The 26327-nt window shown below is 45.5% G+C and carries 25 protein-coding genes and 2 pseudogenes; 10 read left to right on the forward strand and 17 right to left on the reverse strand.

Annotation, left to right across the window (positions count from 1 at the left end):
* From J7E85_RS19495 to J7E85_RS19520, 6 genes and pseudogenes are all read right to left on the reverse strand, one after another.
* Positions 1-525 (reverse strand): IS630 family transposase (locus tag J7E85_RS19495; protein WP_215160601.1); only part of this gene is annotated, 525 nt, incomplete at its 3' end.
* 232 nt (positions 526-757) lie between these two features.
* Positions 758-910: pseudogene (locus tag J7E85_RS19500) on the reverse strand (superoxide dismutase family protein); the annotation flags it as partial.
* Positions 911-1207: 297 nt separating this feature from the next.
* Positions 1208-1891, reverse strand: coding sequence for a hypothetical protein (locus tag J7E85_RS19505; protein WP_215160603.1), 684 nt, complete (start codon positions 1889-1891; stop codon positions 1208-1210).
* Between the two features lie 341 nt (positions 1892-2232).
* Complete coding sequence (locus tag J7E85_RS19510) at positions 2233-2982, reverse strand: superoxide dismutase family protein (protein ID WP_215160605.1); 750 nt, start codon at positions 2980-2982, stop codon at positions 2233-2235.
* A 201-nt stretch (positions 2983-3183) separates the two neighbouring features.
* On the reverse strand, positions 3184-3624 hold the full coding sequence (locus J7E85_RS19515; protein WP_215160607.1) for a YhfM domain-containing protein: 441 nt from the start codon (positions 3622-3624) through the stop codon (positions 3184-3186).
* Between the two features lie 32 nt (positions 3625-3656).
* Positions 3657-4508: a P-loop NTPase family protein gene (locus tag J7E85_RS19520; RefSeq protein WP_215160609.1), complete on the reverse strand. Its 852-nt coding sequence runs from the start codon at positions 4506-4508 to the stop codon at positions 3657-3659.
* Between the two features lie 303 nt (positions 4509-4811).
* Between J7E85_RS19520 and guaD the strand changes: the two genes are divergently transcribed.
* Positions 4812-6176 (forward strand): guanine deaminase, encoded by a 1365-nt coding sequence (guaD, locus tag J7E85_RS19525; RefSeq protein ID WP_215160611.1) that lies wholly within the window; start codon positions 4812-4814, stop codon positions 6174-6176.
* A 57-nt stretch (positions 6177-6233) separates the two neighbouring features.
* On the forward strand, positions 6234-7586 hold the full coding sequence (locus J7E85_RS19530) for a uracil-xanthine permease family protein (protein WP_215160613.1): 1353 nt from the start codon (positions 6234-6236) through the stop codon (positions 7584-7586).
* Between the two features lie 150 nt (positions 7587-7736).
* On the opposite strand, the gene J7E85_RS19535 is transcribed toward J7E85_RS19530, so the two are convergent.
* Positions 7737-8162 carry a DUF6157 family protein gene (locus J7E85_RS19535; RefSeq protein ID WP_215160615.1) on the reverse strand — a complete coding sequence of 142 codons (426 nt, stop codon included), beginning with the start codon at positions 8160-8162 and terminating at the stop codon, positions 7737-7739.
* A 375-nt stretch (positions 8163-8537) separates the two neighbouring features.
* On the opposite strand from J7E85_RS19535, the gene J7E85_RS19540 reads away from it, so the two are divergent.
* Positions 8538-9407 carry a helix-turn-helix transcriptional regulator gene (locus J7E85_RS19540; RefSeq protein WP_215160616.1) on the forward strand — a complete coding sequence of 290 codons (870 nt, stop codon included), beginning with the start codon at positions 8538-8540 and terminating at the stop codon, positions 9405-9407.
* 83 nt (positions 9408-9490) lie between these two features.
* On the opposite strand, the gene J7E85_RS19545 is transcribed toward J7E85_RS19540, so the two are convergent.
* The 5 genes from J7E85_RS19545 to J7E85_RS19565 form a co-directional block, all read right to left on the reverse strand.
* The gene (locus tag J7E85_RS19545) at positions 9491-10150 is read right to left on the reverse strand and encodes a hypothetical protein (RefSeq protein WP_215160618.1); all 660 of its coding nucleotides are present in this window, start codon (positions 10148-10150) and stop codon (positions 9491-9493) included.
* A 336-nt stretch (positions 10151-10486) separates the two neighbouring features.
* Positions 10487-11221, reverse strand: coding sequence for an SMI1/KNR4 family protein (locus J7E85_RS19550; RefSeq protein ID WP_215160620.1), 735 nt, complete (start codon positions 11219-11221; stop codon positions 10487-10489).
* Positions 11222-11333: 112 nt separating this feature from the next.
* Positions 11334-11810: an early set domain-containing protein gene (locus J7E85_RS19555; protein WP_251035858.1), complete on the reverse strand. Its 477-nt coding sequence runs from the start codon at positions 11808-11810 to the stop codon at positions 11334-11336.
* 181 nt (positions 11811-11991) lie between these two features.
* Positions 11992-12303 carry a hypothetical protein gene (locus J7E85_RS19560; RefSeq protein ID WP_215160622.1) on the reverse strand — a complete coding sequence of 104 codons (312 nt, stop codon included), beginning with the start codon at positions 12301-12303 and terminating at the stop codon, positions 11992-11994.
* Between the two features lie 315 nt (positions 12304-12618).
* The gene (locus tag J7E85_RS19565; RefSeq protein WP_215160624.1) at positions 12619-13257 is read right to left on the reverse strand and encodes a TetR/AcrR family transcriptional regulator; all 639 of its coding nucleotides are present in this window, start codon (positions 13255-13257) and stop codon (positions 12619-12621) included.
* A gap of 126 nt (positions 13258-13383) precedes the next feature.
* On the opposite strand from J7E85_RS19565, the gene J7E85_RS19570 reads away from it, so the two are divergent.
* The 4 genes from J7E85_RS19570 to J7E85_RS19580 all read left to right on the forward strand — a co-directional run bounded on the left by J7E85_RS19570 (position 13384) and on the right by J7E85_RS19580 (position 16765).
* On the forward strand, positions 13384-14475 hold the full coding sequence (locus J7E85_RS19570; RefSeq protein ID WP_251035859.1) for an FAD-dependent monooxygenase: 1092 nt from the start codon (positions 13384-13386) through the stop codon (positions 14473-14475).
* Positions 14476-14726: 251 nt separating this feature from the next.
* Positions 14727-14924 (forward strand): hypothetical protein, encoded by a 198-nt coding sequence (locus tag J7E85_RS34145; protein WP_251035860.1) that lies wholly within the window; start codon positions 14727-14729, stop codon positions 14922-14924.
* A 208-nt stretch (positions 14925-15132) separates the two neighbouring features.
* The gene (locus J7E85_RS19575) at positions 15133-16086 is read left to right on the forward strand and encodes an ABC transporter ATP-binding protein (RefSeq protein WP_215160626.1); all 954 of its coding nucleotides are present in this window, start codon (positions 15133-15135) and stop codon (positions 16084-16086) included.
* Positions 16055-16765 carry an ABC transporter permease gene (locus J7E85_RS19580; RefSeq protein ID WP_215160628.1) on the forward strand — a complete coding sequence of 237 codons (711 nt, stop codon included), beginning with the start codon at positions 16055-16057 and terminating at the stop codon, positions 16763-16765. The genes J7E85_RS19575 and J7E85_RS19580 overlap by 32 nt, the downstream gene beginning before the upstream one ends.
* Before the next feature lie 273 nt (positions 16766-17038).
* Here the strand turns inward: J7E85_RS19580 and J7E85_RS19585 are convergent, their stop codons facing one another.
* Both J7E85_RS19585 and J7E85_RS19590 read right to left on the reverse strand, forming a co-directional pair.
* Positions 17039-18055: a carbohydrate-binding protein gene (locus J7E85_RS19585; RefSeq protein WP_215160630.1), complete on the reverse strand. Its 1017-nt coding sequence runs from the start codon at positions 18053-18055 to the stop codon at positions 17039-17041.
* Positions 18056-18550: 495 nt separating this feature from the next.
* Positions 18551-19585 carry a Gfo/Idh/MocA family protein gene (locus tag J7E85_RS19590; RefSeq protein WP_215160632.1) on the reverse strand — a complete coding sequence of 345 codons (1035 nt, stop codon included), beginning with the start codon at positions 19583-19585 and terminating at the stop codon, positions 18551-18553.
* A 344-nt stretch (positions 19586-19929) separates the two neighbouring features.
* On the opposite strand from J7E85_RS19590, the gene J7E85_RS34150 reads away from it, so the two are divergent.
* On the forward strand, positions 19930-20043 hold the full coding sequence (locus tag J7E85_RS34150) for a putative holin-like toxin (protein WP_353049531.1): 114 nt from the start codon (positions 19930-19932) through the stop codon (positions 20041-20043).
* A 575-nt stretch (positions 20044-20618) separates the two neighbouring features.
* Here the strand turns inward: J7E85_RS34150 and J7E85_RS19595 are convergent.
* The 3 genes from J7E85_RS19595 to J7E85_RS19605 form a co-directional block, all read right to left on the reverse strand.
* The gene (locus J7E85_RS19595) at positions 20619-21854 is read right to left on the reverse strand and encodes a glycoside hydrolase family 16 protein (RefSeq protein ID WP_215160634.1); all 1236 of its coding nucleotides are present in this window, start codon (positions 21852-21854) and stop codon (positions 20619-20621) included.
* Between the two features lie 50 nt (positions 21855-21904).
* Positions 21905-23299: an ABC transporter substrate-binding protein gene (locus tag J7E85_RS19600; protein WP_215160636.1), complete on the reverse strand. Its 1395-nt coding sequence runs from the start codon at positions 23297-23299 to the stop codon at positions 21905-21907.
* A 236-nt stretch (positions 23300-23535) separates the two neighbouring features.
* Positions 23536-24225, reverse strand: coding sequence for an AraC family transcriptional regulator (locus J7E85_RS19605; RefSeq protein ID WP_215160638.1), 690 nt, complete (start codon positions 24223-24225; stop codon positions 23536-23538).
* A gap of 62 nt (positions 24226-24287) precedes the next feature.
* Between J7E85_RS19605 and J7E85_RS19610 the strand changes: the two genes are divergently transcribed.
* Together J7E85_RS19610 and J7E85_RS19615 are read left to right on the forward strand one after the other, a co-directional pair.
* The gene (locus J7E85_RS19610) at positions 24288-25691 is read left to right on the forward strand and encodes an ABC transporter substrate-binding protein (RefSeq protein ID WP_215160640.1); all 1404 of its coding nucleotides are present in this window, start codon (positions 24288-24290) and stop codon (positions 25689-25691) included.
* A gap of 358 nt (positions 25692-26049) precedes the next feature.
* Positions 26050-26327: pseudogene (locus J7E85_RS19615) on the forward strand (IS4 family transposase); the annotation flags it as partial.

The raw sequence follows: 26327 nt of genomic DNA on the forward strand, positions 1-26327 counted from the left end.
ATCGATTTCTTCGGCTTCCACCTGCTTCTTCAGCTGTGCGAAGGTGTGCTTACGGAAAAATGCCTGGGCCTCCTCATCGGCTTTGGCAAGCGAATAGGTTGCTTTTGTGAAACTGAAGTTCATTCGTTTGAGCATCGCGCTGATTCCGCGCACACTCATCGTGACGCCAAACTCTTGCTTGATCCATTCCGCAACCAACGGGAGCGTCCAGGTGTAGTGAGCGTCAAAGCCCACATCGGCTGGTTGTTTTTGCTCCAGCATAGCGGCTAATTGGTTGCGCTCTTCTTCCGTGAGCTTAGGCGGTTGTCCAGGGGAGTGGCCCATTTCCAGCCCAGCAAGACCGTGAGCTTGGTAGCTCTGCCAATAGTTACTGATGGTTTGACGAATGCGACCGAGCAAATCACCGATCTCTGCAAACGAGTGTCCTTCCAAACGAAGACGTACGGCCAGGTACCTTTCGTAAAGCCGTTTATCCGATGTTTCTTTCATGGCTGTATTCAATCGCTCGATTTCTTCGTTCTTCATTTTTATCGCCACCTTGGGTTGATCTTACTGTTTATTACCCGATTTGGCGATTCGAGCGGTGGTGCTCGTTTTTTAATTGCGCTCTATATAGACCTTTGATTACCTAAGACTTTGCTTACTTCACAACAACACGCTGATTTTCATCTTCATACGCGTAACCAAGCATAGAGATGCGTTTTTCACTGGCATTCATATGTTACAAACCGCATATTACCTACAGCTAGTCAGGTTACTAAGGAATATTACCGCCGGCCACACGGTCGCCGGAATTGCCTGATGGATCGGTTACGCCGTCATCTTCGCCGGCATGAATGATCAGCGAGCGTCCTAGTACGGAGTTCGGCTTGTTCTTTTCAAGTGTTCCATGCTGAATAATCATTTCCGCAATCCTGGATTCATAATGTTATGAGATTCAAATGGTAAGCAGTACCTTTTTATCTTAAAATGAAACTGGTTCAGTTTACCGTTCGGTACCTTTCAATCTCTCTCAGCAACTGATTTATGTTTGAACGGATATACGCATTGTCTTCGTAAAGCTTACTCAGCATGACTCCGCCCTCAATAACTGAGGTAATATAGACAGGCTTCCTGCAATACTATCACTTCTTTAAACTCGCCTTGTTCGATGCGCAACCGAATCAGAGAACGAATTAAATCCAAAGGTTAATTATATACTGACGGTTTATTTCGCAGGCGTACCTACGAATGTTTCTAATTCATCTAGATCTTCTACCGTGAAAATCAGTCGCGCTGTCTGATCGTTGACAGGAAGATAAGCCTCCACGTTCATGCGTCCTTCCATGTTTACTAGCAGAACCGATCCGGAATTGATACTATGGTGTTCTAGAAATTCTACGACTTTTTGGGGGTTATCGATATTTTCTGGATCTTCACTTGTTTCATAAACGATAATGTTACCACTTTGATACTCAGATATATTATCGTTAAGTATAGCTAATTCGTCATTGACAGGCACTCGCTCGATTTGTGTGTCTGAACTGTAAGGAGACAGAATTTCAGATTTATCTGGTACTTCTTCGATTAATGAGTAGTGATAATAACGATCATGCACCGTGTGGACACCACTTAATTCCTTGGAGATTCGATAATCATTGGAACGATACAATTCGAACTCAAAATCTGAAGATGACGGATCATATATTAACTCAAGAGGTCCTGTCTTTTCATCGTAGGCAGGGAATACATAACCATGATTATCAAGCGCTGTTGTAACCTCTTTCCTCCACTCCTGATAAGATGAATCTAATTCGACCGTCTTTGCTCCTTTTTGCGAGTTACATGCGGATAATAACATGACCAAACATCCAATGACGGCAACGAATCGCCAAACTTTAATTTTAATCACCTTCAATTCTTGTTAATTTAGATCATATTTGATCTAGTAATTAATAGCATATCATACATAAAAAGCAGAGGACATTCGTAAAGACCATCCAGCAATCCTATGGTTATATTGTACAGCATCCCTGTTCCGGTCCCAACGAGAGCTTCGATCCCTCTACGTTTGGCAGCCAAACGTTAATGATCGTACCCGCCAAATTATACCTTTCATAAATGCTCCACCAGGTCCTTCTATCGGATCCCGGCTGTACAACCATCACAAAAAACGCACCTCCCTATAGAGATGCGTTTTTCACTAGCACTCATATGTTACAAACCACATGCTACCTGCAGCTAGTCAGATTACTAAGGAATATTACCGCCGGCCACACGGTCGCCGGAATTGCCCGATGGATCGGTTACGCCGTCATCTTCGCCGGCATGAATGATCAGTGAGCGTCCCAGTACTGAGTTGGGCTGGTCTTTTTCAAGGGTTCCATGCTGAATGATCATCTCCGCTTCCGCGGTGCTTTCTGCACCTACGACCAGATTCGGCATATCGCCAACATGGCTTCCTTGCGGATTCTCAAGGCCATGATGCTTGTCGGTCGGATTAAAATGCCCTCCGGCGGATTTAAAATCCCCACCTTGGATCGCATGCTCATGCACATGGAACCCATGCTTGCCTGGAGTGAGGCCGGATGCGGTAATCTTCACCCTCACCCCGTCATTGATCTGCTCCAATGTAGCGGAACCAACAGATTCCCCCGCCGCATTGTACAGCTTGACTACAGGATGCCCCAGGGATTCCTTCCTGGAAGCCTGGCCCCAGTACACTGGTTGGTTAACCGGATCCGAAACCATGCGAGCGGGCACATCGTTGCTGCCGGTAGGAATCTTAGGATCCGAGGCCGCCGTCCCTTGTTTCCCAAATGAACCGTCAGCGGTGGAATAGTCCTTGCCGTTAACGTAGTAGCTTATTTTAGACGTCGTGTGTTTAATCGCATCGAAGGTTCCTTCGGGATTCGCAGCAGCGAACAAAATTCCTGTAAACAGCAGGGCTCCGGCAAGAAATGCTCCAGCCTTATGTTTCAACTTGTTGGTCTTCTTTTTCACTTTATCGCCTCCTGAATGATGATATTCATTCATCTCCCAATCCCCTGATTTTATACGTCTAAGCCGTTATTTTATGGGATATGAGGCGTTCGGCGTTGGTTACTAATTCCAAAGTTATTTACGATCGATAAAATAATAAACTAGCACTTTGTATAATCTTCAGCTACTGAACAGAATAAGAAATCGGTTCCGGTAATGGCGTTAACGCGCCTCTTGCAAAATGAGTTCTCTCATCCGATCGGTATGTTTGGCGGAAACCACATATACATCTTCTCCCCAATCTTTGAAACCGTAGCTGAACACACTTTCCTGACCCTTTTCCCCCAACCACAGCTTGATGGCATGAACGGGAGATTGCTGAGTATAGATGACCATCACATCGTAATCCGGGTCCGTTCGTTTGGCATCATCTGGCTGCTTGCGAGCAGTACGGATCGCTTCCTCAAATATACTCACAGCCTCAGCCTCCTTGAATGAAAGCATTGTATCCCCATTCATCTCGTCCCATGACTCAAATGCCGAAATCCGGATTTCGGCAACCTCTTCGTCCAGAAGCTGCATCGTTTCCCAACCGAGTTCCTTATCGCAGCCTGTTAATAGAGCCGTCATATAGAGCAGCATGATCATTAAAAAGCCCTTCATCAAATCTTCCTTCCTTATTCACGAAAATAATATTAGTGGATGACCCCATGCAGCTTAAGCATGTTGATCAGCTTGGTTCTGTACGTCTCTTGATCATAATGGGAGTTATTGATTCGCTCCTTGTTCAGTCCGAGACTGTCCAAGATCCTGTACTCCAGCTCCCGCCGGGCTTCCAATACTTGCAGAGTCCCTTCAACGCCCTCTAGACCGTGATGTTTGCCGTATCCCTGCTGAGTGTAATAATGGACGAACCCTGTAGACCAAGCCTCCGGTCGTTCCCGGATGGCCTTGCGGAATGCGTATTCCAGGCTGTCCTGTTCAATGTAGAACAATACGGGATTCAGGCCAAGGATCGCTTTTTCCAGCCCCAGTACATAGTCCGTCACTTGGTCTTCCGGCGCATCATATCTCACCATGCCAACAGTCAACGGATTCTGGATGAAGCAGCACTCAAAAATCATAACGGCGGGCTCATCTAGCGCCTGCTCCGCAAATGCCTCCCACCGCTCGGTGATAAATCTCCTGTTGAGGTCCAGCGGGAGCTCGTAAATATCCTGTTTGGACAAGGAATGATATAGATCATCCGGAAAAGTGATACCGTGTTCGTTCTTCAGCTTCTGGTAGGGCAGGAGATACCAACTATCTTTTTTGGCGGCTCGTTCAACCAATATTTCTTTGAAGGAGCCTGCGGCTTGCAGCAACTGCCCGAATTCTTCTTCAGTCATACACGCCGTTCCCTCATAATCCGCCGGATGGTCAACATCCCCTTCCATCACAAGCCGGGCCTCGATGTTTCGTTCAGTTAAAATATCATAAATCATACGGGACGTCGTCGATTTGCCGAATCCCGGCAGACCCTCGACCATGATCAATTTTGTCTCCATTACAATTCCCCTTCAAATCTCAAAAATAATGGCAGCTTCAAGTTATTCTGTGGGAACCACCTCATATCCTCTTCTCTCTCTATATATAAAAGACTGCGGACGGTATCTTTCATGAAGAACGCCGACCCTATATCCCCCGGATAATTTCGAATATCCGCAATCGAGTTCCTGACCTGTCATCATGATGAATTTTTCAATAGTGACTCAAGCTCATATCTATTCGCCTTTAAACTATGGACTTATCTTTTTTAACGGACTATAATGACAAAAGCGCTCCAAAAAACGAACATTAAGGCGGTAAACATGAGTAAATATATGTTATTATTTCAAGGGACTTCTTTTTCAAGCAAATCTCCCAAAGAAATTCAAGTATTGAGAGACTATCTTTACTGTATCAATACGAGCGGGATGATTGAGCGAGTCGTGTCACCGGAAGATGCCGACTATCAATCCTTGCTGGATACGTATCAAGGCATCGACAGCTTTCATCGATTAGAGGAAGGTCAGTATTTCTTGCCTGGTTTTGTCGACTTGCATGTACATGCCCCGCAATGGGCTCAATCCGGAACGGCGTTGGATATTCCACTCTACGATTGGCTGAATACCTATACCTTCCCGCTGGAATCGAAATTCTCCGATCTCGAGTTTGCGCAAAAGGTTTACGACGATGTGGTAAGCACCCTACTAGCCAATGGAACAACGACGGCCCTTTATTTTGCCACGGTACATAAAGATGCCAGCTTGTTGTTAGCCCAAATCTGTGCAAGCAAAGGCCAGCGCGGACTTGTCGGAAAGGTTGTCATGGACGACCCCGCGCAGAATCCGGATTACTACCGCGATGCGGACACATCCACGGCACTGGCGGATACGGAGGAATTTATTATCGCTGTACAGGAACTGGCCAAGACCACAAAACAAGGCGTGTATCCCGTCGTCACCCCACGCTTCATTCCAAGCTGTACGGATGAGGGACTGAAGGGTTTAGGCGAGCTGGCAGCCAAATACGACACGTACGTGCAGTCCCATTGCAGCGAAAGCGATTGGGCGCACGGGTATGTGAAAGATCGATTCCAGAAAAACGATGCGTTTGCCTTGCATGATTTTGGCCTGCTGGGCGATAAATCGGTCATGGCTCATTGTAATTTCCTTGATGATCAGGATGCCGATCTATTCGCTGACACCGGCACCGCGATCGCCCATTGCCCGATATCCAACGCGTATTTTGCCAACAGCGTCATCCCGGTCGCCCGCTTCCATGCCAAAAATGTCGAGATCGGTTTAGGCTCGGATCTATCCGGAGGCTTCTCACCCAGTCTCTTCGATAACATAAGACAAGCCGTGATGTCTTCCAGGATGCTGGAAGATGGCGTGAACACCTCCCTTCCTGCGGAAGCTCGCGGCGTTCCCGAGTCGCGGATTACGGTCCACGAGGCATTCTATCTGGCTACGGCCGGGGGCGGTGAAAGTCTGAGCCTGCCGATCGGCCGCATTCAAGAAAACTACGCATGGGATGTGCAGGTGATCGATACGAGACTTCCATCTGCGAAGCTGCCGATTTTTGATGTGCATGAAGACGTACAAGATATTTTTCAGAAGATCATGTATCTGGCACGGCCTGAGCATATCCGCGAGGTGTGGGTGCAAGGGGAAAAGGTTCATACGCGTTAAGAATAATAGAGGTTGTTCAAAAAGCAATTCATCCTAACATTCGAGGTGTCCAGCGGAGTGAAAACACAAGCAGAAGAGCAACATGACACGCAAACAACATCACAGCATTTAACGGTTCCTCCCGACGGAAAAATATCATTCGGGAAATCGGCCATTCTCGGTTTACAGCATGTCGTCGCGATGGACGTCTATGTCGTTCCTTTCCTGATTGCCATGCTAATTGGCTTGGCGCCCAATCAGTCCAGCGCATTAATTCAATCCACGTTTATTGCGGCCGGGCTTGCCACAATCGTGCAAACGTATTTCTGTATGAAGCTGCCGATGGCGCAGGGTCCTTCCTATGTTCCGCTCGGCGCGATTGTCGCGATTTATGCCGCCAGCGGCGGTGGAGAGATGGGTTGGAGTTCCGTACTGGGCGCAAGCTTAGTTGGTGCGATCCTTGTGATTATTTTGGGGTATACGGGAATCTTCAATAAAATCGTTAAGTCCTTCATCCCGCCTATTGTAGGCGGCACTATCATATTCATTGTAGGTCTGTCTTTATTGCCTGTTGCCATCCGAGACAATATCTACGGCGCTACGGACGCTACTATCAATCAGAACGTGCTGCTGGCCCTGATCTCAGCGGCTGCACTCATCCTGTTCGTGATCCTGGGTTCTTTGTTCCGCACGAGAGGCACGATATTCCGCGTTACATCCGTGATGGTCGCATTAATTATCGGATGTGTCTCAGCTAACTTTATGGGTGTGCTGGACTTCAGTGCTGTCGCAAACGCCAAGTGGTTCAGCATGCCGCAGATTCCGTTTAAGGATTTTGGCTTCTCGTTCGACTTCTCGGCGATCATCACCATGGTCATTATTTATCTCGTACTGCTGGCAGAAACCACGGGGACATGGTTTGCCATCAGCAACGTAATTGATAAACCATTAACGGATAAGAACATTAACCGTGGGGTGATTGGTGAAGGGATTAGCTGCCTGATTGCTTCAGGACTCGGTTCCACGCCGGTTACCGGCTATTCCACCAATGCAGGCATTATCTCCATCACAGGTGTGGCCAGTCGCCGAGTCTTTCTTGCGGTAGGCGGATGGTTTGTCCTCTTCGGCTGTTCCGGCAAATTGGCCGCTTTGATCTCCTCGATTCCAACCGCTGTCATCGGCGGCGTATTCGCCATCGTCTGCGGCATCATCTCGATTAACGGGATCCAGGTCATGAAGAACGTGCAAATCACTGAAAAAGAAATGTACATTATCGCTATCCCGATGATTTTGACGTTAGCGTTAGTGCTCATTCCTAAAGATTTCTTATATACATTGCCTACGTTCGTGCAGTATTTATTGGGCTCACCGATTCTGGCTGCTTCTCTTGCAGCGATCTTGTTGAATAAATTACTGCCCAGTGCGAAGTAAGTTGTAGAGCGAGGCAAAATCGGAATAATATGCAATCTAAGTAGGGCTGCCCCTAGAGTAACTACGTTTGTCGTAGGCTTTAGGGGTGGCTTTTTTGTGTGGGTGACACAGATCAAATCAAACATGTGTTTACTGAACCTGTGATTGCACTCACTTCTTCTTGTTTCTCATGGCGGCGAGCAGCTTCACCTTCCCGTTGGCTCCTTCCACAAAGCGCCGATAGTCGGGGGATTCCACCGGAACGATCGCGATTTGCCCCTTCGCATTGAAATGAATACCCCACCCGTATTTCTTCGGGAGCATCGATGCTCTCAAGCATGGTTGCGGCTTCATAAAAAACTCGTCTCGAATCTGGTTCCCTCTCTCGGCTAACTCCGCCTCCGGAATGTTCTTGTGCCGGATATGCACTTCGTACAAGAGCTCCTCCTGGGTATAGCCATACGGATTATTCGTGATTAACTCAAACTCGATACCCGGCTTGGTTTTTCCGTCTTTCTTGTCCGGCGGCTGCGTTCCGGTCTCAGCAGGGCAATCCGGTGCAACGGTAATAAACGTATCATAGTAATTCCAATCCATTATCGTTCCTCCTAAACCAATATATATAGCACCGCTCATAACAAATCGACTTATTTAAAACCAATTATAACCCTCTATCCCTGACAGAATCGGTCAGTCAATCAATTTTCCATAATACCAACTAATGTATCCCAGCAGCAGTGACATTCTTGGTTAGTACTACTACTCCCTTTACATACATTGAGCATCTTCTTGATACCCTAGGACAATTTGAATGATATAGCTTGGTTTTGAAGAAGAATTGTATGCAATTCTATACAAATAATGAAGGGCCTCAGTTTAACAATTCGCGGATTGCGAATTGCCTTCTAAGCGGTATAACGCGTGTGGTATACTTAGCACAAAAAATTAGAGCGCGTGACGAAGGGAGTTAGTATGAACCATCATAGGATAATAGAACAAGCATTGATTCATATTGAGGAAAATTTAGAACAGCCTTTATCCGTGACATCCGTTGCTCTTACTTTCAATATGTCTAAATTTTATTTTCATAGGCTTTTTTCTGCCATGATGGGCTGTTCGTTAAATCAGTACATCCTATCTAGAAGATTGAATGCCACTTTATCACTCATTTATAACAACAACTTGTCATTAACCGATATTGCTTATCAGTTAGCCTTTGGTACGCAAGCCTCATTCACCCGCGCATTCAAACAACATTACGGCGTAGCTCCAAGTTCGCTAAGAGCAGGGTTCAAAGAAATCTCTCCGACTCAAATCCCTACTGTGGTTAAAAGACCATTTAAAAATATTAATGGTGATATCGTCACGGATTTCACACTGACAGAGTTCAAAGAGACTCGAATAAGCGGGATTGCCTTTGAAGTAGACCTAGCCACCGATGATTACAAGCAGAAGATTCACTCCCATTCAAAAATGCTGTTGAATCATATTGATGAAAACATAAATGGTTCTTGTTTTGTCATTTATTCAAACTGTCAACCAAATTCAACCCGGTTCAAAGTTCTGTTCGGAATCCCAAGTGACATTCAAATTCATAAACCCTTTTATTTCACGGTTGATGTACCGGCTATTTTTTGTGCGAGGTTCAACTATTTTGGTGACCTGCTTGATATTGGAGAAGTGCTCAAAACAGACTATGCAAGATTCTTAAAGATTTCCAAGCAAGAGTCCGATCAATCGGATATTGAACTTATCCAAGTTTTTAATGACGTCCACAATCTGGATTCAGCCTACCATATCTATGCACCAATCAAGAAACTTCCTGACGATCTGGAAATTTAATGTTGCACCGAGGAACCAAACCGTCAGAAGAACTATTAATTTCATCCATATAGGTAAGATCGAAGACATCTCTAATTCGATGCTTACTTACGTTCCGACCAAATAATATATCCGATCCATATAAGAGCAACTCCCATAGGTATCGCCAATGCCCGATCAAGCGGATGGGGGATGATTGCAGCGGCAAAGGTCACTACAGCAGCGAAGGCCAGCAGAATTGCTGCTGGGCGAGGGAAGACTCTGGCACGTAATGTGGCGATGCCTAGCAACAGACCTCCTAGCATATACAATACTCCCGCGAGCGGTGCTAATATTGGGAAGATCCCCAGATTAACCTCGCTGACTGTTCCTCCAAAGAGCCCAACCATTCCTACCACAAACTTATCAGCATCACTTGTCAACAACGGCAAAACGAATGCTTCGATGAAGCTAAAAATGAATGAGATTAACCAGAACAGATTGAACAAAAGGAAACCTACGAAGCCAAGCCACCCCGCTTCTTTCGCTTGGCGTACATAGAATCCCGTAATTCCGATCAGGTTAAAGAAAGACATGGCAATAGTCAGGCATGCAACCACTACCCAAGAGTTTGTGTGCACAGAAGAGATATCATCTGTCGGGTGGATAAACTGAATGACGATATATAAAATCCCCGCTATTATTGCCATAAATCCTGACCACCGGTTGAGAACATGTGCAGTTATTATTGATTTACTTACCTCTTTATTGTGCTCTATATTCACGATGATTCCTCCACTTCTAGATATTAATAACATGATCGCCACGTCTTTTCTCGACATAACACTTTTCGACTCCAAACATCCAATGAGGATATTTTAATTTTTTTGCTACTGCCCCTTCCTTAATATGTTTCGAGTATAACTTAACAAATATAGCCTGCCCTTACTTTTCAGATCTTGCTGTAATTAGTGAAGAAATCGTAAGGAACCTTAAAACGAAAAAAAAGCACCTCTCTCGAGATGCAAACGAATCTACGATATATTTCCCCCATTCAATCTATTGGACCGTAACCATATCAACCATTCGCCGTTACTTGTGGTACTCGCTCCCTCAACCTATCACTGTGCTGACAAATTCGTGCGAAATGAAGGCAAGTTGGTTACTTTCCTCATCTCGCTCAGCAGCTTCTCCATACTTGCTCGCTGAAAGGACGCCAAATATACGGCCAACAGTGCATCCGTCTCTTCTTCGGATACGTCGAGTTCAAATACGATCAGCACATCGTCCTTTACGTAGATTTTCCATGCATCCAGCTCCGAACCCTCGTCTATCTCATACTCCCGCTCAAGACGCATACATCTACGGTAGTCGGATAAGTCCCACATGCTCTCATCAAAAATGGCCCAATAGGGCAGCCGATCCTCAACTCCTAACTGAACGAGTGCCTTGCCAGCGAGAAAGCGTAGAAGCGATCGATTTTCCAGCTGCCAATCGGGGGAGTTCCACGCGCACAAATAGACCGATGGATCTTCCTGCTCCAAATCCTGAATTCGGATCCCGCAATATATCACAGACTCCTCTACTTGATAGAAGATCAGAAACGCCTTGTCTGTCGTAAAAAACGTGTCATCAGGAATGAACACATCCTGTAGCAGGAGCGGTTCATATTGGTTATTGCACCCTTGGGTGATATATGGGGATTGTCCCAAGGTCTTGTAATAATTCCGCAGGGCCGTCGGTAATGAAAAACCCAGACTTTGTTCCTTTGCCTGAATGTCCGCCTCTGGAATGCCGTGGGCTTCCTTATGATGCTCTCCCAAAAAGCGGAAGATCCCTTCGATAGTCGCTTTCATTTTGTTGAGTCAACCTCCTCGACGTATATCGTTTAAACAAGCTTCTGCGATTCTTCTAGAGAACACTGATACGCTTCGCAACGAATACAATCTAATTTATTCAATCTAACAATCACGAATTTAATAAGTCTGAAGCTGAAACCCTTTTCCAGTCTACAAGTCCGATTAAGCGTAATAGGCGTTCTTTTTCCAAATCGTCAAATTTGTCCGTATCTTTTTTAAGACTCCCTTCAAATTCCTTCATGTAATGCTCATTACTCGTGTCCGTAACGTACATATAATACACATCTTGGATGGTATCTCCGTTACGAAATTGGTACTGAAAGACATACATTTGTTCTATTTCTTGGGTTTCAGGCAACGGTTCTGACTCTCCACGCTGTGCCCATTGTGTAGCAGTCAGCAGCACATCAGGATCACTTTGTACATTTATCAGTTCGGGTTGTACGCGACTGGAGTCATTACGGTACATATAAATATTTATCATATCCAATTTTCCGGACTCTTCTTCTATTCTATCCTGATTTCTTAGCGTACAGGAGGTTACGATCAAAGCAACAAGAACAACACATAACAAAGCTTTTTTCATGTTAATATGCCCCCCTCTTATATGACACCTTCTCCACAGATATTTGAGGTTATAGAATAGCCGTAAACCGTAGCGGTACGGGCAAATGTTTTCCGTATAAAGCGCTGAAGAAATCTATCGGGCTAACTTTAGGATAAGGTAGACCATATCTTTCGTAAATTTCTTGCGTTTTTCTAATCCTTTAAGTCATATCTGCAAAATACCCAAACAACATAAAGAAAATAACAGCTAAAATCATTAATCCTATGGAATAAAAAATCAGCACCACTCTAGCAGCGAACCAGTTAAAACGCTCATAAACTTGGCTTGCTATAAATTGAGTGGGTCCAAATAACGGAAAAGACACAATCATCAAAAACTCTAAATCATGGACAATCCATCTGTAAAATCCATTCCCAAGCGTTTTACTAAACAAATATAAACAAGCAAATAGTAAATTAAAAACAGTAAAAGTCCCAATTACACCAAATACAACGGTAATAATATCAACCATGCATATAACATCCTTTACACCGGCTTTTTCATGAGGATATGTACGAATCTAAAAAGAAACAACCTAAGCACATCATTCATAAAGACCATCTAACAATCCCATAGTTATATTGTATAGTATCCCTGTTCCGGTCCCAACACAGAGCTTCAATGATCCCTCCATGTTTGGCAGTCGAACGTTAACGATCTTACCCGTCAGATTATACCTTTCATAAAATGCTCCACAAGGTCCCTCTATCGGATCCCGCTGCATATCCATCACAAAAAAACGCACCTCCCCATAGAGATGCGTTTTTCACTGGCGTTCATATGATTTTCAGTTTTGAACGGTGCGCGGTGCATAAGCGCAAAGAAAGACGCGCACCCCTTCAGTGATAATACGTTTGGTTTGTTCCTCCTCCAATGTCCCGGTTTTCGGTTGATTAAATACCAATAAAAACGTTAATGCAGCGAAGTGCTTTGCAGCCATTTGAGGATCGGGCACATTGAGTAATCCGGTTTGTCCAAACTCTGTAAACCTCCTGATAATTCCCTCTTCCGTCGCGTTATCCAGCTTTTCAAAAAACGAGTCAGGCAGATTGGCGGCTTCCATCATAACCAGACGGATCAAAGCCTTGTAATCGGTCGAACCGTTCGCAGAAGCTACGATTTGTTCGCAAAATAAGATGAGCGTCTGCTCTAGATCCTCAAACTCCAAGAGATGGTCTGAAATCCCTTGCTCAATCATGTCCAGAACTGCTGAACTGGTTTCTTCCACAACGGCAAGCAGTAAGTTCTGTTTGTCGCCATAATAATCATAAACTGTCCGTTTGGAAACTCCCGCTTTGGCGGCGACCGCATCGACGCTGGAACGATCAAATCCCTCCGACAGGAACAGGTCTCGTGCTGCCGCAATAATTTTAGTTCGTTTGTCTGCAGAGCCTTTGCGAATTGTCTTGTTTTCCATACTATCCATTCTTACGTTTCCCCCTTATGGCTATACAATCAGAAATCGAGTAGAGTTCCGCTTTACAAACTACACTGCACGGTGTAGTATAACAAACATGGCGAATCAAATCAATGAACAAGGAGGTTTCTATCCATGAACACCATGGCGTCTTTTGTTGATGTTCTCATTGTCGGGGCCGGGCCCACAGGGCTTACACTTGCCTGCGACCTTGCCCGTCGAAACATTGACCATCGTATTATTGAGCGAAGCACCTTCTATAGCGTAGCTTCTCGAGCCAAAGGGATCCAGCCCCGATCTCTTGAACTCGCCGATGATTTGGGGGCCGTTCCCTATATTATTGACACAGGAATCGTGGATTTGCCTGTTCGTTATTATACCGCAAATGGCGGGAGCGTTGACAAGCCATGTATAACCGTACCAGCCAGCGCCGAACTTGAGACACCTTTCCGTGATCCGGTCTGGATTGCTCAATTTGATGTGGAAAAAGCACTGCGTGATCGATATGCAGAACTTGGCGGTCAAGTTGAGTTGGGCATGGAAGCTGTAGGGCTCGTTCAGGATTCTGATGGCGTTACGGTAACCATGAGTACGCCACAAGGAACGAGGCAAATCCGCGCTCGATATGTAGTCGGCGCTGACGGAGGCAAAAGCAATATCCGCAAGTTCATTCATTTGTCGCTTGTTGGGCAAACCTACGATAATGAGCGGTGGTATCTTGGCGATGTACGATTGGAAGGGCTGGAGCGTGACCGTATCCATATCTGGACTTCTCCGGAGGGGATGGTCGGGGTGACGCCGCTGCCGAAAACCGACATTTGGCAACTGCAAGCTACCATCCCGGCAGACATCGAAGAACCAGAGCAGCCGTCGCTAGAGGTGTATCAAGCCATGTTTGACCGTCGAGCCGGTGCCGGACGTGTTCGGCTCACAGATGCTTCCTGGCTGTCCATCTACCGGGTCAACGTCCGCGTGGTCGACCATTATCGCAACGACCGCGTCTTCCTCGCCGGCGACGCAGCACACGTCCATTCCCCGGCAGGTGGCCAGGGCATGAACACGGGGATGCAAGACGCCTACAACCTCGGATGGAAGCTCGCTGCGGTACTGCAGGGAGCGGACGCAGCCTTGCTCGATACGTATGACGAGGAACGCCGTCCTATCGCTCAAGCAGTCCTTCAGGACAGTTCCAAGAAGATAAGAGCGGATCGTTGTCCCAATCCATGAGCACCATATCCGACGATCTGACGAGCGGACTTCTCATTTCCTACCGATCAAGCTCTCTGACTCGACCCACCGCTCGAACGTACGTCAGCCCTACATTGCCCGGAGATCGCGCTCCTAATGCCACGGGTCTTCAAGGCACAGCGTTTGCCGGAAGTGTCTTTGACCTGTTGCGCGGCCCGCACTGGACACTTTTGGTCTTTGCAAAATGTACTGATCCTTCTCTGAAGAATTTCGCAAGCGACGAACTCCATGTGCATTGCATCCTGCCATCGCATGTGGAGGGAGAGGAAGGCATAATCGACACAGCAGGGAATGCCTATCGAATTTACGATGTGGCAAGCGAAGAACTCGTATTGATTCGTCCCGACGGTTACATCGCGCTGCGCACCTCCATTGAGGATGCCTCATCGATCTCGCATTACATGAATTCTATTTATCGCGGAAACTGATTTGGACAAGGCCGGGAGGCATCTTTTCAACATCTCAGGTAGCCACCGGCTCTTTTAAGAGATCAGAAAGTATAAACTTCCGAGGCTAAACATCCTGATCTCGCAAGAAAAACTTCCGCTAAATGCGGTCTGTCTTCTTAGAATGTACGTTGATAGACGTTTTTCCAATTGAACGTGTTTAATTGAGGCTACGGGAAGGACTGTTACTATGGAAGATATTATTCGAACTGTTAACCTGACAAAGCAATACGGGAATAAAGTCATTGTAGATCGCGTTTCGATTTCCGTTAGGAAAGGAGAAATCTATGGATTCTTGGGGCTGAACGGTGCAGGGAAAACGACAACCATCCGAGCCCTTCTTGGCATGAGCAAGCCTTCTTCCGGAGAAGTGTATTTGTTCGGTCAGCAATGGACCAACGGGAATTCCGATTTGTCGAGACGGGTAGGTTATATGGTGGAAGTACCTTACGCCTATCCTCATTTTACAGTTAGGGAAAACTTGAATTTGATAGCCAGGTTGCGAGGATTACCGGTTCCAAGGGCAGTTGACGATATAATGGAGCAATTGAAATTGGCTGAATATACGGAAAGCAAGGCCAAGGATTTGTCACTGGGCAACGCGCAGAAACTTGGATTGGCCAAAGCGTTAATTCATAAGCCGGACGTTCTGATTCTCGATGAGCCAACGAATGCACTTGATCCCGCCGGAATTGTCGAGATAAGGGAAATGCTGAAAACTCTGGCATCCCAACATGGGGTTACCGTATTTATATCGAGCCATATCCTCGAGGAAATGTCCAAATTGGCTTCTCGAATCGGCATTATTCACAAAGGCGTGTTGCTGGAAGAACTGACAACAAAAGACTTTGAAACAATCCGCCGAAAACAGTTGATGATCGGAACGAAGGATGCTCGGAAAGCTCAAGCTATACTTTCAGACTCCGGGTATGCGGTACATTCGACTTCGAATAACTGCCTTGCGCTACCGGATGATCATGCCGTGAAGCATCCCGAACATATTGCGAGATTGCTTGCTCATCATGAAGTGCCGCTCACCATGCTGAAAGTTGAAGAAGAGAACTTGGAGCGTTATTTTCTCAAAGTAATCGGGGTTGAGGAGGGAAAAACGAATGAGACGATTGTTGACAGCCTGCAGCGTTGAGATTTACAAATTGCGTCGATCCTTTGTTTTATGGGGCACGCTTCTGTTTATCTTGTTCGTCATCACGTTGTTCCTGGGACAGCCCGATTGGCCCTCCTATTTTGAAAAGATTGCGTTTTTGTATGCATCCGTGTTTGGGCTGATGGGGTTTGGATTGATAACAAGCTGGACATTTGGCCGTGAGTATTCCGATCGGACACTCAAGGATTTGCTCATTTTGCCAATATCGCGCGGCAACATAGCGATTGCCAAATATATCGCAATTGTATTCTGGTGTTTTGTGATGATGTTGATCAGCTTTGCTTACGCCGTAATACTGGGTTTTGTTTCTGGACTGCCTGGATTCTCGTTTGCGAGTGTACAACATTATTTGTTCCTAATACTTACAATTGGCGCTCTTCACCTGTTAATAAGTGCACCTCTTGCTCTGTTGGCCTGCATATCGCGCGGTTATCTGGTGCCGATCGGCTTTGCGTTTACAACTTTGATGCTGGCATTGGTATTCGGATCTACTGCCATTGGCACTTATCTGCCTTGGTCTGTACCTGCGTTGCATTTGCAGGAAAGCGGAGTCGCATCATTTCCCTTGGCGGGTATTAGTTATTTTCTGGTATTTTTAATAGGACTGGTAGGCTTCATTGGGACAGTTAAATGGTTGCAAAACAGGGAGCAACGATGATTTACGAGGAAAGATTCTGCATAGAAATCCATTTGGAAGGAGATTATCCACGCTCAAAGTGCCTTTTTACCCTTTGAAAATCACATTTCGTAAGATTTTCAAAATCAAAATTAGTAGTCGAAAAAACCCTGATAAAGAAAAAAGGGCATGGGTTATGCAAGCAATGATCTGCTTGGTAACTCATGCCCTTTCAAATTAAATAAGCCGCTTCCACTCAACAAGATAATCTTTCCACGTCCCGCTATTTTTCAATTTGCATATCAATGTAACACCTTAATTCTTACCGCCATAGCCCTTATAAGTAGCGTAAACTGCATCTGCATATTGATCTGCCAGAATAGGACGGCCATAAGAATCCGTGGCTCCCGGATACCAGTTATCTCCACCGTTGTAGTGTAATAATCCGTTGTAGATATTTCCAAACTTCGTAATCTTCTCATTTAAAATTAACGCGCCCAGATATACCTGATCTTGTTCACTGCTATGATTATACGCACGGCCAAATTTTGAGCTGAATTGAGATAAATACGCATTGCGCGTGTTTGGTTCTACCTGCATCAATCCGTCGCCGGCCGATGGACTACCTGGTAAACCTGCTCCAAAGCTGCTTTCCTTTTTGATAACAGCACTTAGCAATAAAGCAAAATCTCCGCCTTTCCCATAGGCATTGTCCGCATTCATGACATATGTCCATATATGGCTTGGAACCTCGGCAGGCTTTGTTACTGTAGGAGATGGTGAACCCGTATAAATCTTGACCGATGACATTTTATCATTGATCGTGTTGCCAACCCAGGAAGAATCTGAAGTAAAGGTCCACTTGGTTCCTCCAAAATTATCATTCTCATATACTTCAACCGTCCAACCGCTTGGAACCTTAAGAGACGACATCCAGTCATTTGGAATTCCGTTTGCGTTCAACTGAGACAGTGTATAATTGCCTATCCCGAGTGTCACTGCTTTTCCTCCATAGTTTATATCTGCATAGAATGTTACTCCGTTCGTTGTCGGTGGTGTGGTTGGTGGCGTAGTTCCGCCGCTACCGCCTTTCTGCCATAAAGCAGGAACATTGGACGGTTCCCAACCTACGAGAGAAGTATGTGCCTGAAGACAGGTATAAGTGCTTCCACTATAGGTTACTGTGTCATTTACTGCATATGCGGTATTTGGAGCCCATGCTCCTCTAGCGGCTGCGTTTACTGACGGTAAGGCTGCACAGAATGTCGATAGAAATACTGCTAAAACTACCAAAAGTGATAAGGGCTTAAAAGGAAACCTTTTATTAGTCATTTTCAAACCTCCTTGTTTATTTATTTATCTGTAGCGCTCCCATGAGACTGCCACAGGTTTTAAATGTACTGTTATCTTACTTTATTTTCATTTTTTAGATTAATTCCACAATTATTATTTTTTGAGCGGATAACAAAACAATACAACGGCATGAATATAATTCCGATAGGGCATAAGTTCTGCCTTGTTGGAGCAAATAAGTATAAGTAAAAAAGTTCGAGAAAATGCGTGATAAAACAAGGAATTTGTCGAGTTGAAGCTCCTCCCTGATTCAATAAAAAAACCGAGGAAAACAGGAGTGGATACCTGAATTTCGCCCGGTTTGTAACACAACTTTAACAGTGCGCAACACTCCACATGCACCGTATGCGGAAGCCTCGTCATGAACCTGCTCTAAGGTAGCAAAATCTACAAACTCCCCAGCCGCATTGAACAGCCTCACCAAAGAGACGCCGTTTGTGATGGCGCCCCTATGTTTGCCTGAACCTTCGTCCATCAGGACGTTACGATATATCCCACCTCTTGTCTGTCCCCCATCAATTGAGGCCTTACATCCGTAAAGCCCTCACCCGACTTACGCAGAGCTTCCAAAATAACCTGAGCGTTATACCCATCGTAGAAATCATAAATGAGACCGGACTCTCCGTTCAAAATCTGAATGATTTGCTTCAGGATCGGCAGCGGGCTGACGACGTCGTCCACAGGTACGGGATGTGGATGGGTATCCTTTCCGCTTAGGTACAGGTTGCACCAATTCTCCAACGCCAAGGTTCCTTCCTCACCGTGCACTACTAGGGAGACACGCTCCTCCCCTTCCCGTTGGTCGGTTCCCGACAGTCGAATCTCGATATCATTATGTAATCTGAGAACGGCCTGGACACGGCTTTCGGACTGATTCGAATCCTGCGGAAACTCGATCTCGCTCTTCACATGCGTAATCGGCCCGAACACCTGCTGGATCATCTGGATCCAGTGAATGCCGACCTCCAGCAGATATCCGCCCTGCTGCCTTAACGTGATCCATGGATTTTGCTGCCAGGCCCTCGGCCACTGCGGAAACTCCAGGTATAGATCCATACTTTGGATCTGGCCGATCGACTGCTCCTCAAGCAATCTCTGCAGCTTCAGAACAGCCGGGTCGAGCGGAAGCGAGAAATGAACCGCATGGAGCACATCGGCCTTCTCGGCCAGTTCTACCAAACTTCGGGCTTCCGTCAAGCTGCCCGCAAGCGGCTTCTCGCAGAAGACGTGGATGCCTTTCTCGAATGCGATCCGGGCCACGTCATAATGCAGGGACGGCGGAACCGCGATATACACCAGGTCAAGCGGCACCTCGTCCAGCAGTTGGCGATAGTCGGTGTACAGCCTTGGACGAATTCCTGCTTCTGCGACTTCCCGTTGCAGACTGGATTCATCACTGTCGCAAATGGCGACTAATTCGATCTTCTCCGTATATTGGGGCAGTAAGCGATGAATCATATGCCGTCCCATGTGCCCTAAGCCGATGACGGCCATTCTTTGTTTGTTCATCCTGTTCTCCTATTCATTCGCGATTGAATTTTTCCATTGAATGCCACGTCCCCTATTATAGATCAAGGTGCAGCTGCCCGTACACTCAGATATCCGAAAAAAAACACTAAATAGGATGCCCGGATGGGGACCCTTTCCTAGTCATCATCGCGGGTCGATCCCCCCGCTCCTGCGCCACCACGAACAGCAGGTTAACCTTAATCTCTTAATATGCGCTTGTGGTGTTAATTCACTTGATAGAGCGTCACAATAGGCGCTCTTCTTTTATTATGGTATAATTAACCATAACAACAGAAAGGCTAATATGGGCGGTCGGCTAGTCTCCCGGAAGGGAGGTGATGCCTGTGGAGGTTAAGGATGCTTTGACATTAATGATCCAATTCGGTTCGATGCTTGTCACGCTGATCGGGTTGGTCGTAACCATTGTCTTAGCATTGAACCAAAACAAAAAGAAATAGGCCGCCCGTAGATGGGATAACGACCTATTTCTAGTCCCTGTAAATGCCTACCGCCCTTAAAAGCGGCTGTTGTTAGGAGTGAGGATGTTACCAGCATCTTCACTCCTCTTTATTATATACATATTGTACCATAATATTACCCAGTATTGTAAACACAGAAAAGTCCAAGATATCCAAGGAAAGAGAGGGCCTAGGATAGGCGTTCTTCAAGGAGAGCCATTAGCCGCCTCAAGATCATTCAAGAAGTCTGCTTTTTGCCGTGACCTCTCCTATTTTCAAGCTATAAAAACCAATTTTCCGTCCTAAATTCGTCAATGTGTTGGCAAATTCGTTCGGAATGCAGGCAAGTTGGTTGCCTTCCCATCTCGCGTAGTAGTTCTCCATGTTCGCTTTATTAAAGGACGCCAGATATACAACCAACGGCTCATTTGTTCCTCTCCGAATACGTTCAGAATGAAACAGTACACATGTATTGGTATATATACGGACATAAAAGACGACGGTAACCATCTCCTAGTTAGCAATGCGCTCCCTGGTGTTATGATTTCTCTATCTTCTCAACTCCCATCCCAACATTACGCCTTTGTGCTCAAATAGACAGCTATATCCTGGATCAGATACATTCCTGCATCTTGGCTCCCATTGAAGGCTTGAATAACCAATCGAATCGACTTAGCCTGCTCTACTTGGGCAAACCTAACTTCGAACGTTTCTAACTCATCCTCACGATGGCTCCATGCAACCTGCCCGGATTCCCCCACTTTACGCCAATCGGTTACACCTTCTGGAGATATTTCAATATCCCACTGTGTCGGGCCATGCTTCAATCCCGCTCGTGTCGTTAACGATACCGTATCAAATACTTTCGGTTCCATCCAATCCAAATAAATATAGTGAGGTAATGACTCTTCCGGTTTGCTGATTAGAACGGTATTCGGATCGCCGTCATTGATATAACAAATATGCGATTGTGCGTTGTACAAATCTCCCCAGGTAATATCGTTACCTACTCCGCTAATGGCAAACCGGGCGAGATTGCCTTCCGTTCCTTCGAGCGGAATGAGCTCCATAGGCATCCCTTCACGCTTATACACCCTTAAATAATCTACGAGGAACTCCTTCGGATACGGAATGGATCGATCCAGGTCGCCAATCCATCCCCCATCGCCATCATTAATCTGGAGCAATGTAACCATCGGATAATCCGGTGACTGATCGATTTCCCAATATAGCTCATGATCCAGGTAGAACTTCATGCCGGATTCATCCCACTCAAAGCCGTATACGTGAAAATCTTCAGATAAGTCCACATCCGTACGATACGGAATATGGGCATACTTCAATTTCGTATCACGCAATGCATGAAGCGTTGTATTCAGTAAACGTGTGTCTTTGCCTAACATTTCAAAAATGTCGACTTCAGCATTTTGCTCCTTCTCATTTTCGAACCCGATCATCCACCAAGCTGAATTAAGCCCGCTCCCTTTCGCCACCTTCGCACGTACCTCGAAATAACCATATTTCGTCACAAGGTTCTGGAAGGCACGATCATGATGGTTTAGTCCGAGATTATCACCGTATCGGTGTAGTCCATCTCGCATCCCCGTAACAATAGCGGATACACGCTTACGCTCATCAGGCAGTTGTAACACGATACAGCTATCACGTAATTGATAGGTCGCCTTTGCCTCCTCTAACGTCTTCCAATGGGATAACCCATAGGGTGAGAACTTCGTCTGGTCGAGCGTTTCCCCATCAAACTCTTCATGAAATACGAGGGTCCAGCCTTCCTTATGCAACATATCTGTCATGATTTTACTCGCTCCTATTCCGTACTCTATTTTGTCTGAATGAAACTCTCTTACTCTTTATTCTTGGCATCCTTAATCTTGATCGCAGATTCCTCTTCCAGCACACGGATAAACTCTGGGATGTTCATGTCCGAGGTCGCAAACTTCTGCATAGCCCCATTCAAATCAACGTATTTATCCCACACACTTGCTCTAGCAGGAGGGAGCGCAAACTGATTTTGGAACATCGCCATTACATTTTTGCCTTGATGATCTGGATTGTCGGCACCAAACTGTTTGCGAATTTCCACATCGGAGGTAGCCGGGATTGTGCCTTTTCTTGTAGCCTTCGTTTGGTTCTCTATTGAAATAATGGCTTGAAGTACTTGCAGCGCTGCTTCTTTATTCTCGCTATACGGGTTAATTACGGTAGGCGCCGTATGAACCGCTGGAGCCGTTTGTGGGATGTCGGACCAGGATGGAACCGGCAGAATGTCCATGTCTTTCTTGAATTCTGCTCTTTCCTCCGGGGTCTCCCCTCCAAACCAAGTCAGGAAACCATGCCAGTTGATTTCCATCGCAGCTGTTTTTTGCATAAACTTATCTGGTTCTTCCGGATTGTAGATGCCTGGGATACTATATATTTTTTTCATCAGTTCCATATATTTCGTAAACTTCGGATCTTTAGACAATAACAGTTCCCCGGTATCTGGATCCGTCATCGTTGTGGACAGTTGTAACAGAGCAGCATCCACGGTATCCGATCCAAACTCCAAGCCTACATATTGATTACCATCACGGGTACCTGTCGTTTTCTTAGCGAGGTCAATGATTTCATCCCAAGTCATGTTGTCTGTCGGATAAGGAACACCGAATAGGTCAAATACTTCTTTATTGTAGAAGAGACCATAAATTCCTCCATTGCCCGTCAATCCGATCAGCCGTCCTTCAGGGTCTTGGGAACGAATCAGCGCAATGAACGAAGGGTCAACGGTGCTCAAATCGATCCCATACTCTTTTACCATCTCATCTAGCGGCTGTACCATATCGAGATCGAGCAACACATCCACCCCAAGGTTGGGCGTTAGTAAGTCAACCACCGTCCCAGAGCTGTTAATCTCCTGGATCCCTTCAGCCGTTCCATTCCAATCGACATATTCAAATGTAATATGGGGAACAAGCTCCTTCATATCTTGAACAAAATTGTTCTGGAAATTTTCTTCGCCCCATTGGGTTGCTACCTTTAACGTAACGGGTTCATTCGATAATTGTTTCACTTCTACAGGCTTGGGCTTCTCTTCTTGCTCTTCTGTATTCGCATTCGTTCCCTCTGTTGACTCTGTTGTATCCGGCTTATCACTTGCTGCTTCACCGCCTCCTCCTGATGAACATGCCCCCAGAACGAGAAGGAACAAGAGACACATCATTAACAGCAGGCCTAGACTTTTCCGACTACTTTTTTTCATATATAACTCCTCCTACATCAAATTCATAATACCGATGTGAAAAGAATGGATTAAATGAATCCAAAAGCCATTCGATCCGGTCTTCTTACATTTTAATAGGCTAATTCTGAATCAAACTTGAACTGTCCACTAGACATCGGAAGCGTTTTCAAATCGATCTAATTCATAGTTTACTCGGCAAACCCTTGGAAGTATTTAGCCCAGAGTAACACTTTTATAACAAAAATCCCCCCCTGTTAATCTTCTAGGGGGGAGACGATATCGAGTGACGATATGAGTGTTGCATTAAACTGACTTAGGCTGATTCCCATTCGTTTTTTGAACATTCGACTAAATGAATGCAGTTCCGTATATCCGACCTGGTTCGCAATCTCACTAATCGAAAGATCAGTTTCAAGCGCAAGCTGCTTCGCCTTCTCTATGCGAATCATAGCCAGGTAATCAGACGGTGTCATACCGTAACACTTGCGAAATTGCCGTATAATATAGTTTCTGCTCAGTCCTGTCATCTCACTTAACGTATCTAAACGAATCCTCGTACTATAATTTTCTTTAATGTAATTACAGATCTTCACCATTTTCGGATTGATTTTCGTGGTTAGCTTTGCTGCTCCATCCACAGGGTTAGCCAAATCATGCAATATTTGCAGCAATAGTCCTTGCGCAAGCATATTGCTTGACAAGGTATGCTGCTGGATTGCCTGAATTAAGGGGATGAGTTTGCCTAGTAACGAACCATCTGGATCGCTCCCTCTAATGTAGTCATTTCCAAACATGAATTCTATAGGTGACTTTGATAGTCCAAAATGAAATGAAATGGTTATTCCCACGTATGGCTCATTCTTAGATGGTTGCAATGAACGAACAGCACCGGGGCGAATGATGTAAATATCCCCTTTTCCAAGCGGACATTTAACGCCATTCATAATATTATCTGCCCTTCCATCGACTCCATATAGAAGTTGGTAAATGAATTGGAGGTCTCTACATGAAATTGGTAAAGAAAAGCTGTACCATTCTTTTACTATTTGTGATGTTATGCACCCTTGTCATCGCTTGTGGAAATACGAACGAACACGATGCAATCAATAAAGAAGTTAGCTCGGTAGAAGAGAACCCGGTACCGAACCAAGAAACCAATGTAACCGAGGCGTCGAAAGACTTACCGCCAGTAGAAGGAACACCCACGGACCCTGTTACAGTAACTGTGGCATTTCCGTGGGGGGAAGAAATATTTAACAATCGATTCCAAGAGATTGATGAGAAGCTGCCCAATGTAAATATAGAAATGGTGGCATGTGAGTGTAAATCCGCGTCGCTGCAGGAGTTGTTTGCAAGCGGAGTCAATCCTGATATTATTTTTCCGAACCATGGGATTAGTGAAATAGAACATTTAGACGTCATATACCCGCTTGATGAATTAGCAAAAAGCCCCGATTTCGATATCCATTCGTTAAATCCAAGTCTCGTCTCCTATATTCGATCACTAGACTCTGAGGGAAGGTTAATCGGTATACCTGATGGAACAGGCTATCTGTCCCTCTTCTACAATAAGGAGATATTTGATTTATTCGGCGTGCCTTACCCTACAGAGACGATGACTTGGGACCAGGCATTCGACTTGGCTAAAAAAATGACAGGACAGCGCAATGGTGTTTCTTATCTCGGACTTGAACTCGGCGGCTATGGGAACACAGGGGATGGTGCCGCAGTACCGCTCAATGAACTTGCCGTGAATAAGACAGATCCGGACACAGGCGAAGTGCTCATTACGAAAGATCCGGCATTTACGAAATATTTAGAACTGATGAAAAAGTATTATAGTATACCGGGTGTAAGATCTGAAGAAGCTAAGAACGCCGATTTATTCGGGCAAAAACAAGCTGCAATGACCGTTACTTGGACCGCATACTTCGTTCATGGAAATCCGTTTGAAGATGTAGAATATTTAAAGGACAAAATAGCGATGCTGTCTGTGCCTGTATGGGCGGATCAACCAACGATTGGCCCTGTTTTAGGGACTACACCGATGGTCATTTCCAGCTCCAGCGAACATAAAGATGCGGCATTCAGCGTGTTGAAGGAATATGTATCTGTTCCGAATCAGACGAAAATCGCTCAATCGATGGCATCCGGCCCTGTGCTTACGGAGGTTTCGGATCAGTATGGTTCCGGAATAGATAATTATGCTGGGCAAGATGTCACTTCTGTGTTTAAGCTAACTCCAGCAACCCATAGTGGCAGACAAAGTTTATGGGATCAATTTGTCAAACTTGACCTCGCAAAGTTCGCTGATTCCGATATGAATGTACAGGAATTTCTAAGAATTACGAAAGACGAAGGCGAAGCAGCAGTTGCAGAGGCCAGAACACAACTAGAAAACACGAAATAATAATACACGGGCGATGTGATCCCCTTTAAGTCGATACTCTAACAACCTCTTGTGAAGAGAGATGAGATGAGTGGAGTGAACTTGGAGGGGATATGTTGTTCGACTAGTTGAGTTCAGTGGGTGCATGTAAACCTTGCGCCGCTTGTTTACGGAATTCGGAAGGCGAGCACAGCCTATATTTTCTAAACACTCTGTTAAAATAGTTTACTCAACTTTCGCATCTGGAAAATGGGCTTAAACCCTTGAGCACGTAAGAAGAATTCAATAGATTTACTTGTATTGACAAAAAACACCTCACTTGTTTGGTATCATGGAAGTGTCGAATCAACCATGCCAAATAAGAAAGGTGTGTAACCCTATGTTACAACAACATTCCCTGTCTGAACAGTCTCGTTTTTCTAAACTTTTTGCTGCACTTCACATCGGGAAAACCTTGCGGCTTGCGGGGATTTCTAAATCCTTTGGTCTTTCCAGTTTAGCAATTTTTCAAATCGTATTCTCGTTGGTTTTTGAAGGAAAGAACTGGTTTCGAATTCTGGAAAGTGACCGCGGAGCCGATCTTCCAGGTAAAGAGTCTATCGGTTTTTAAATCAATCTTCCTTTGCCTGGCGGCGGTTTTTGCAGACGTTAAGTCTT

The sequence above is a fragment of the Paenibacillus sp. ISL-20 genome (genome assembly GCF_018613005.1).
Classification (GTDB): Bacteria; Bacillota; Bacilli; order Paenibacillales; family Paenibacillaceae; genus Paenibacillus_AQ.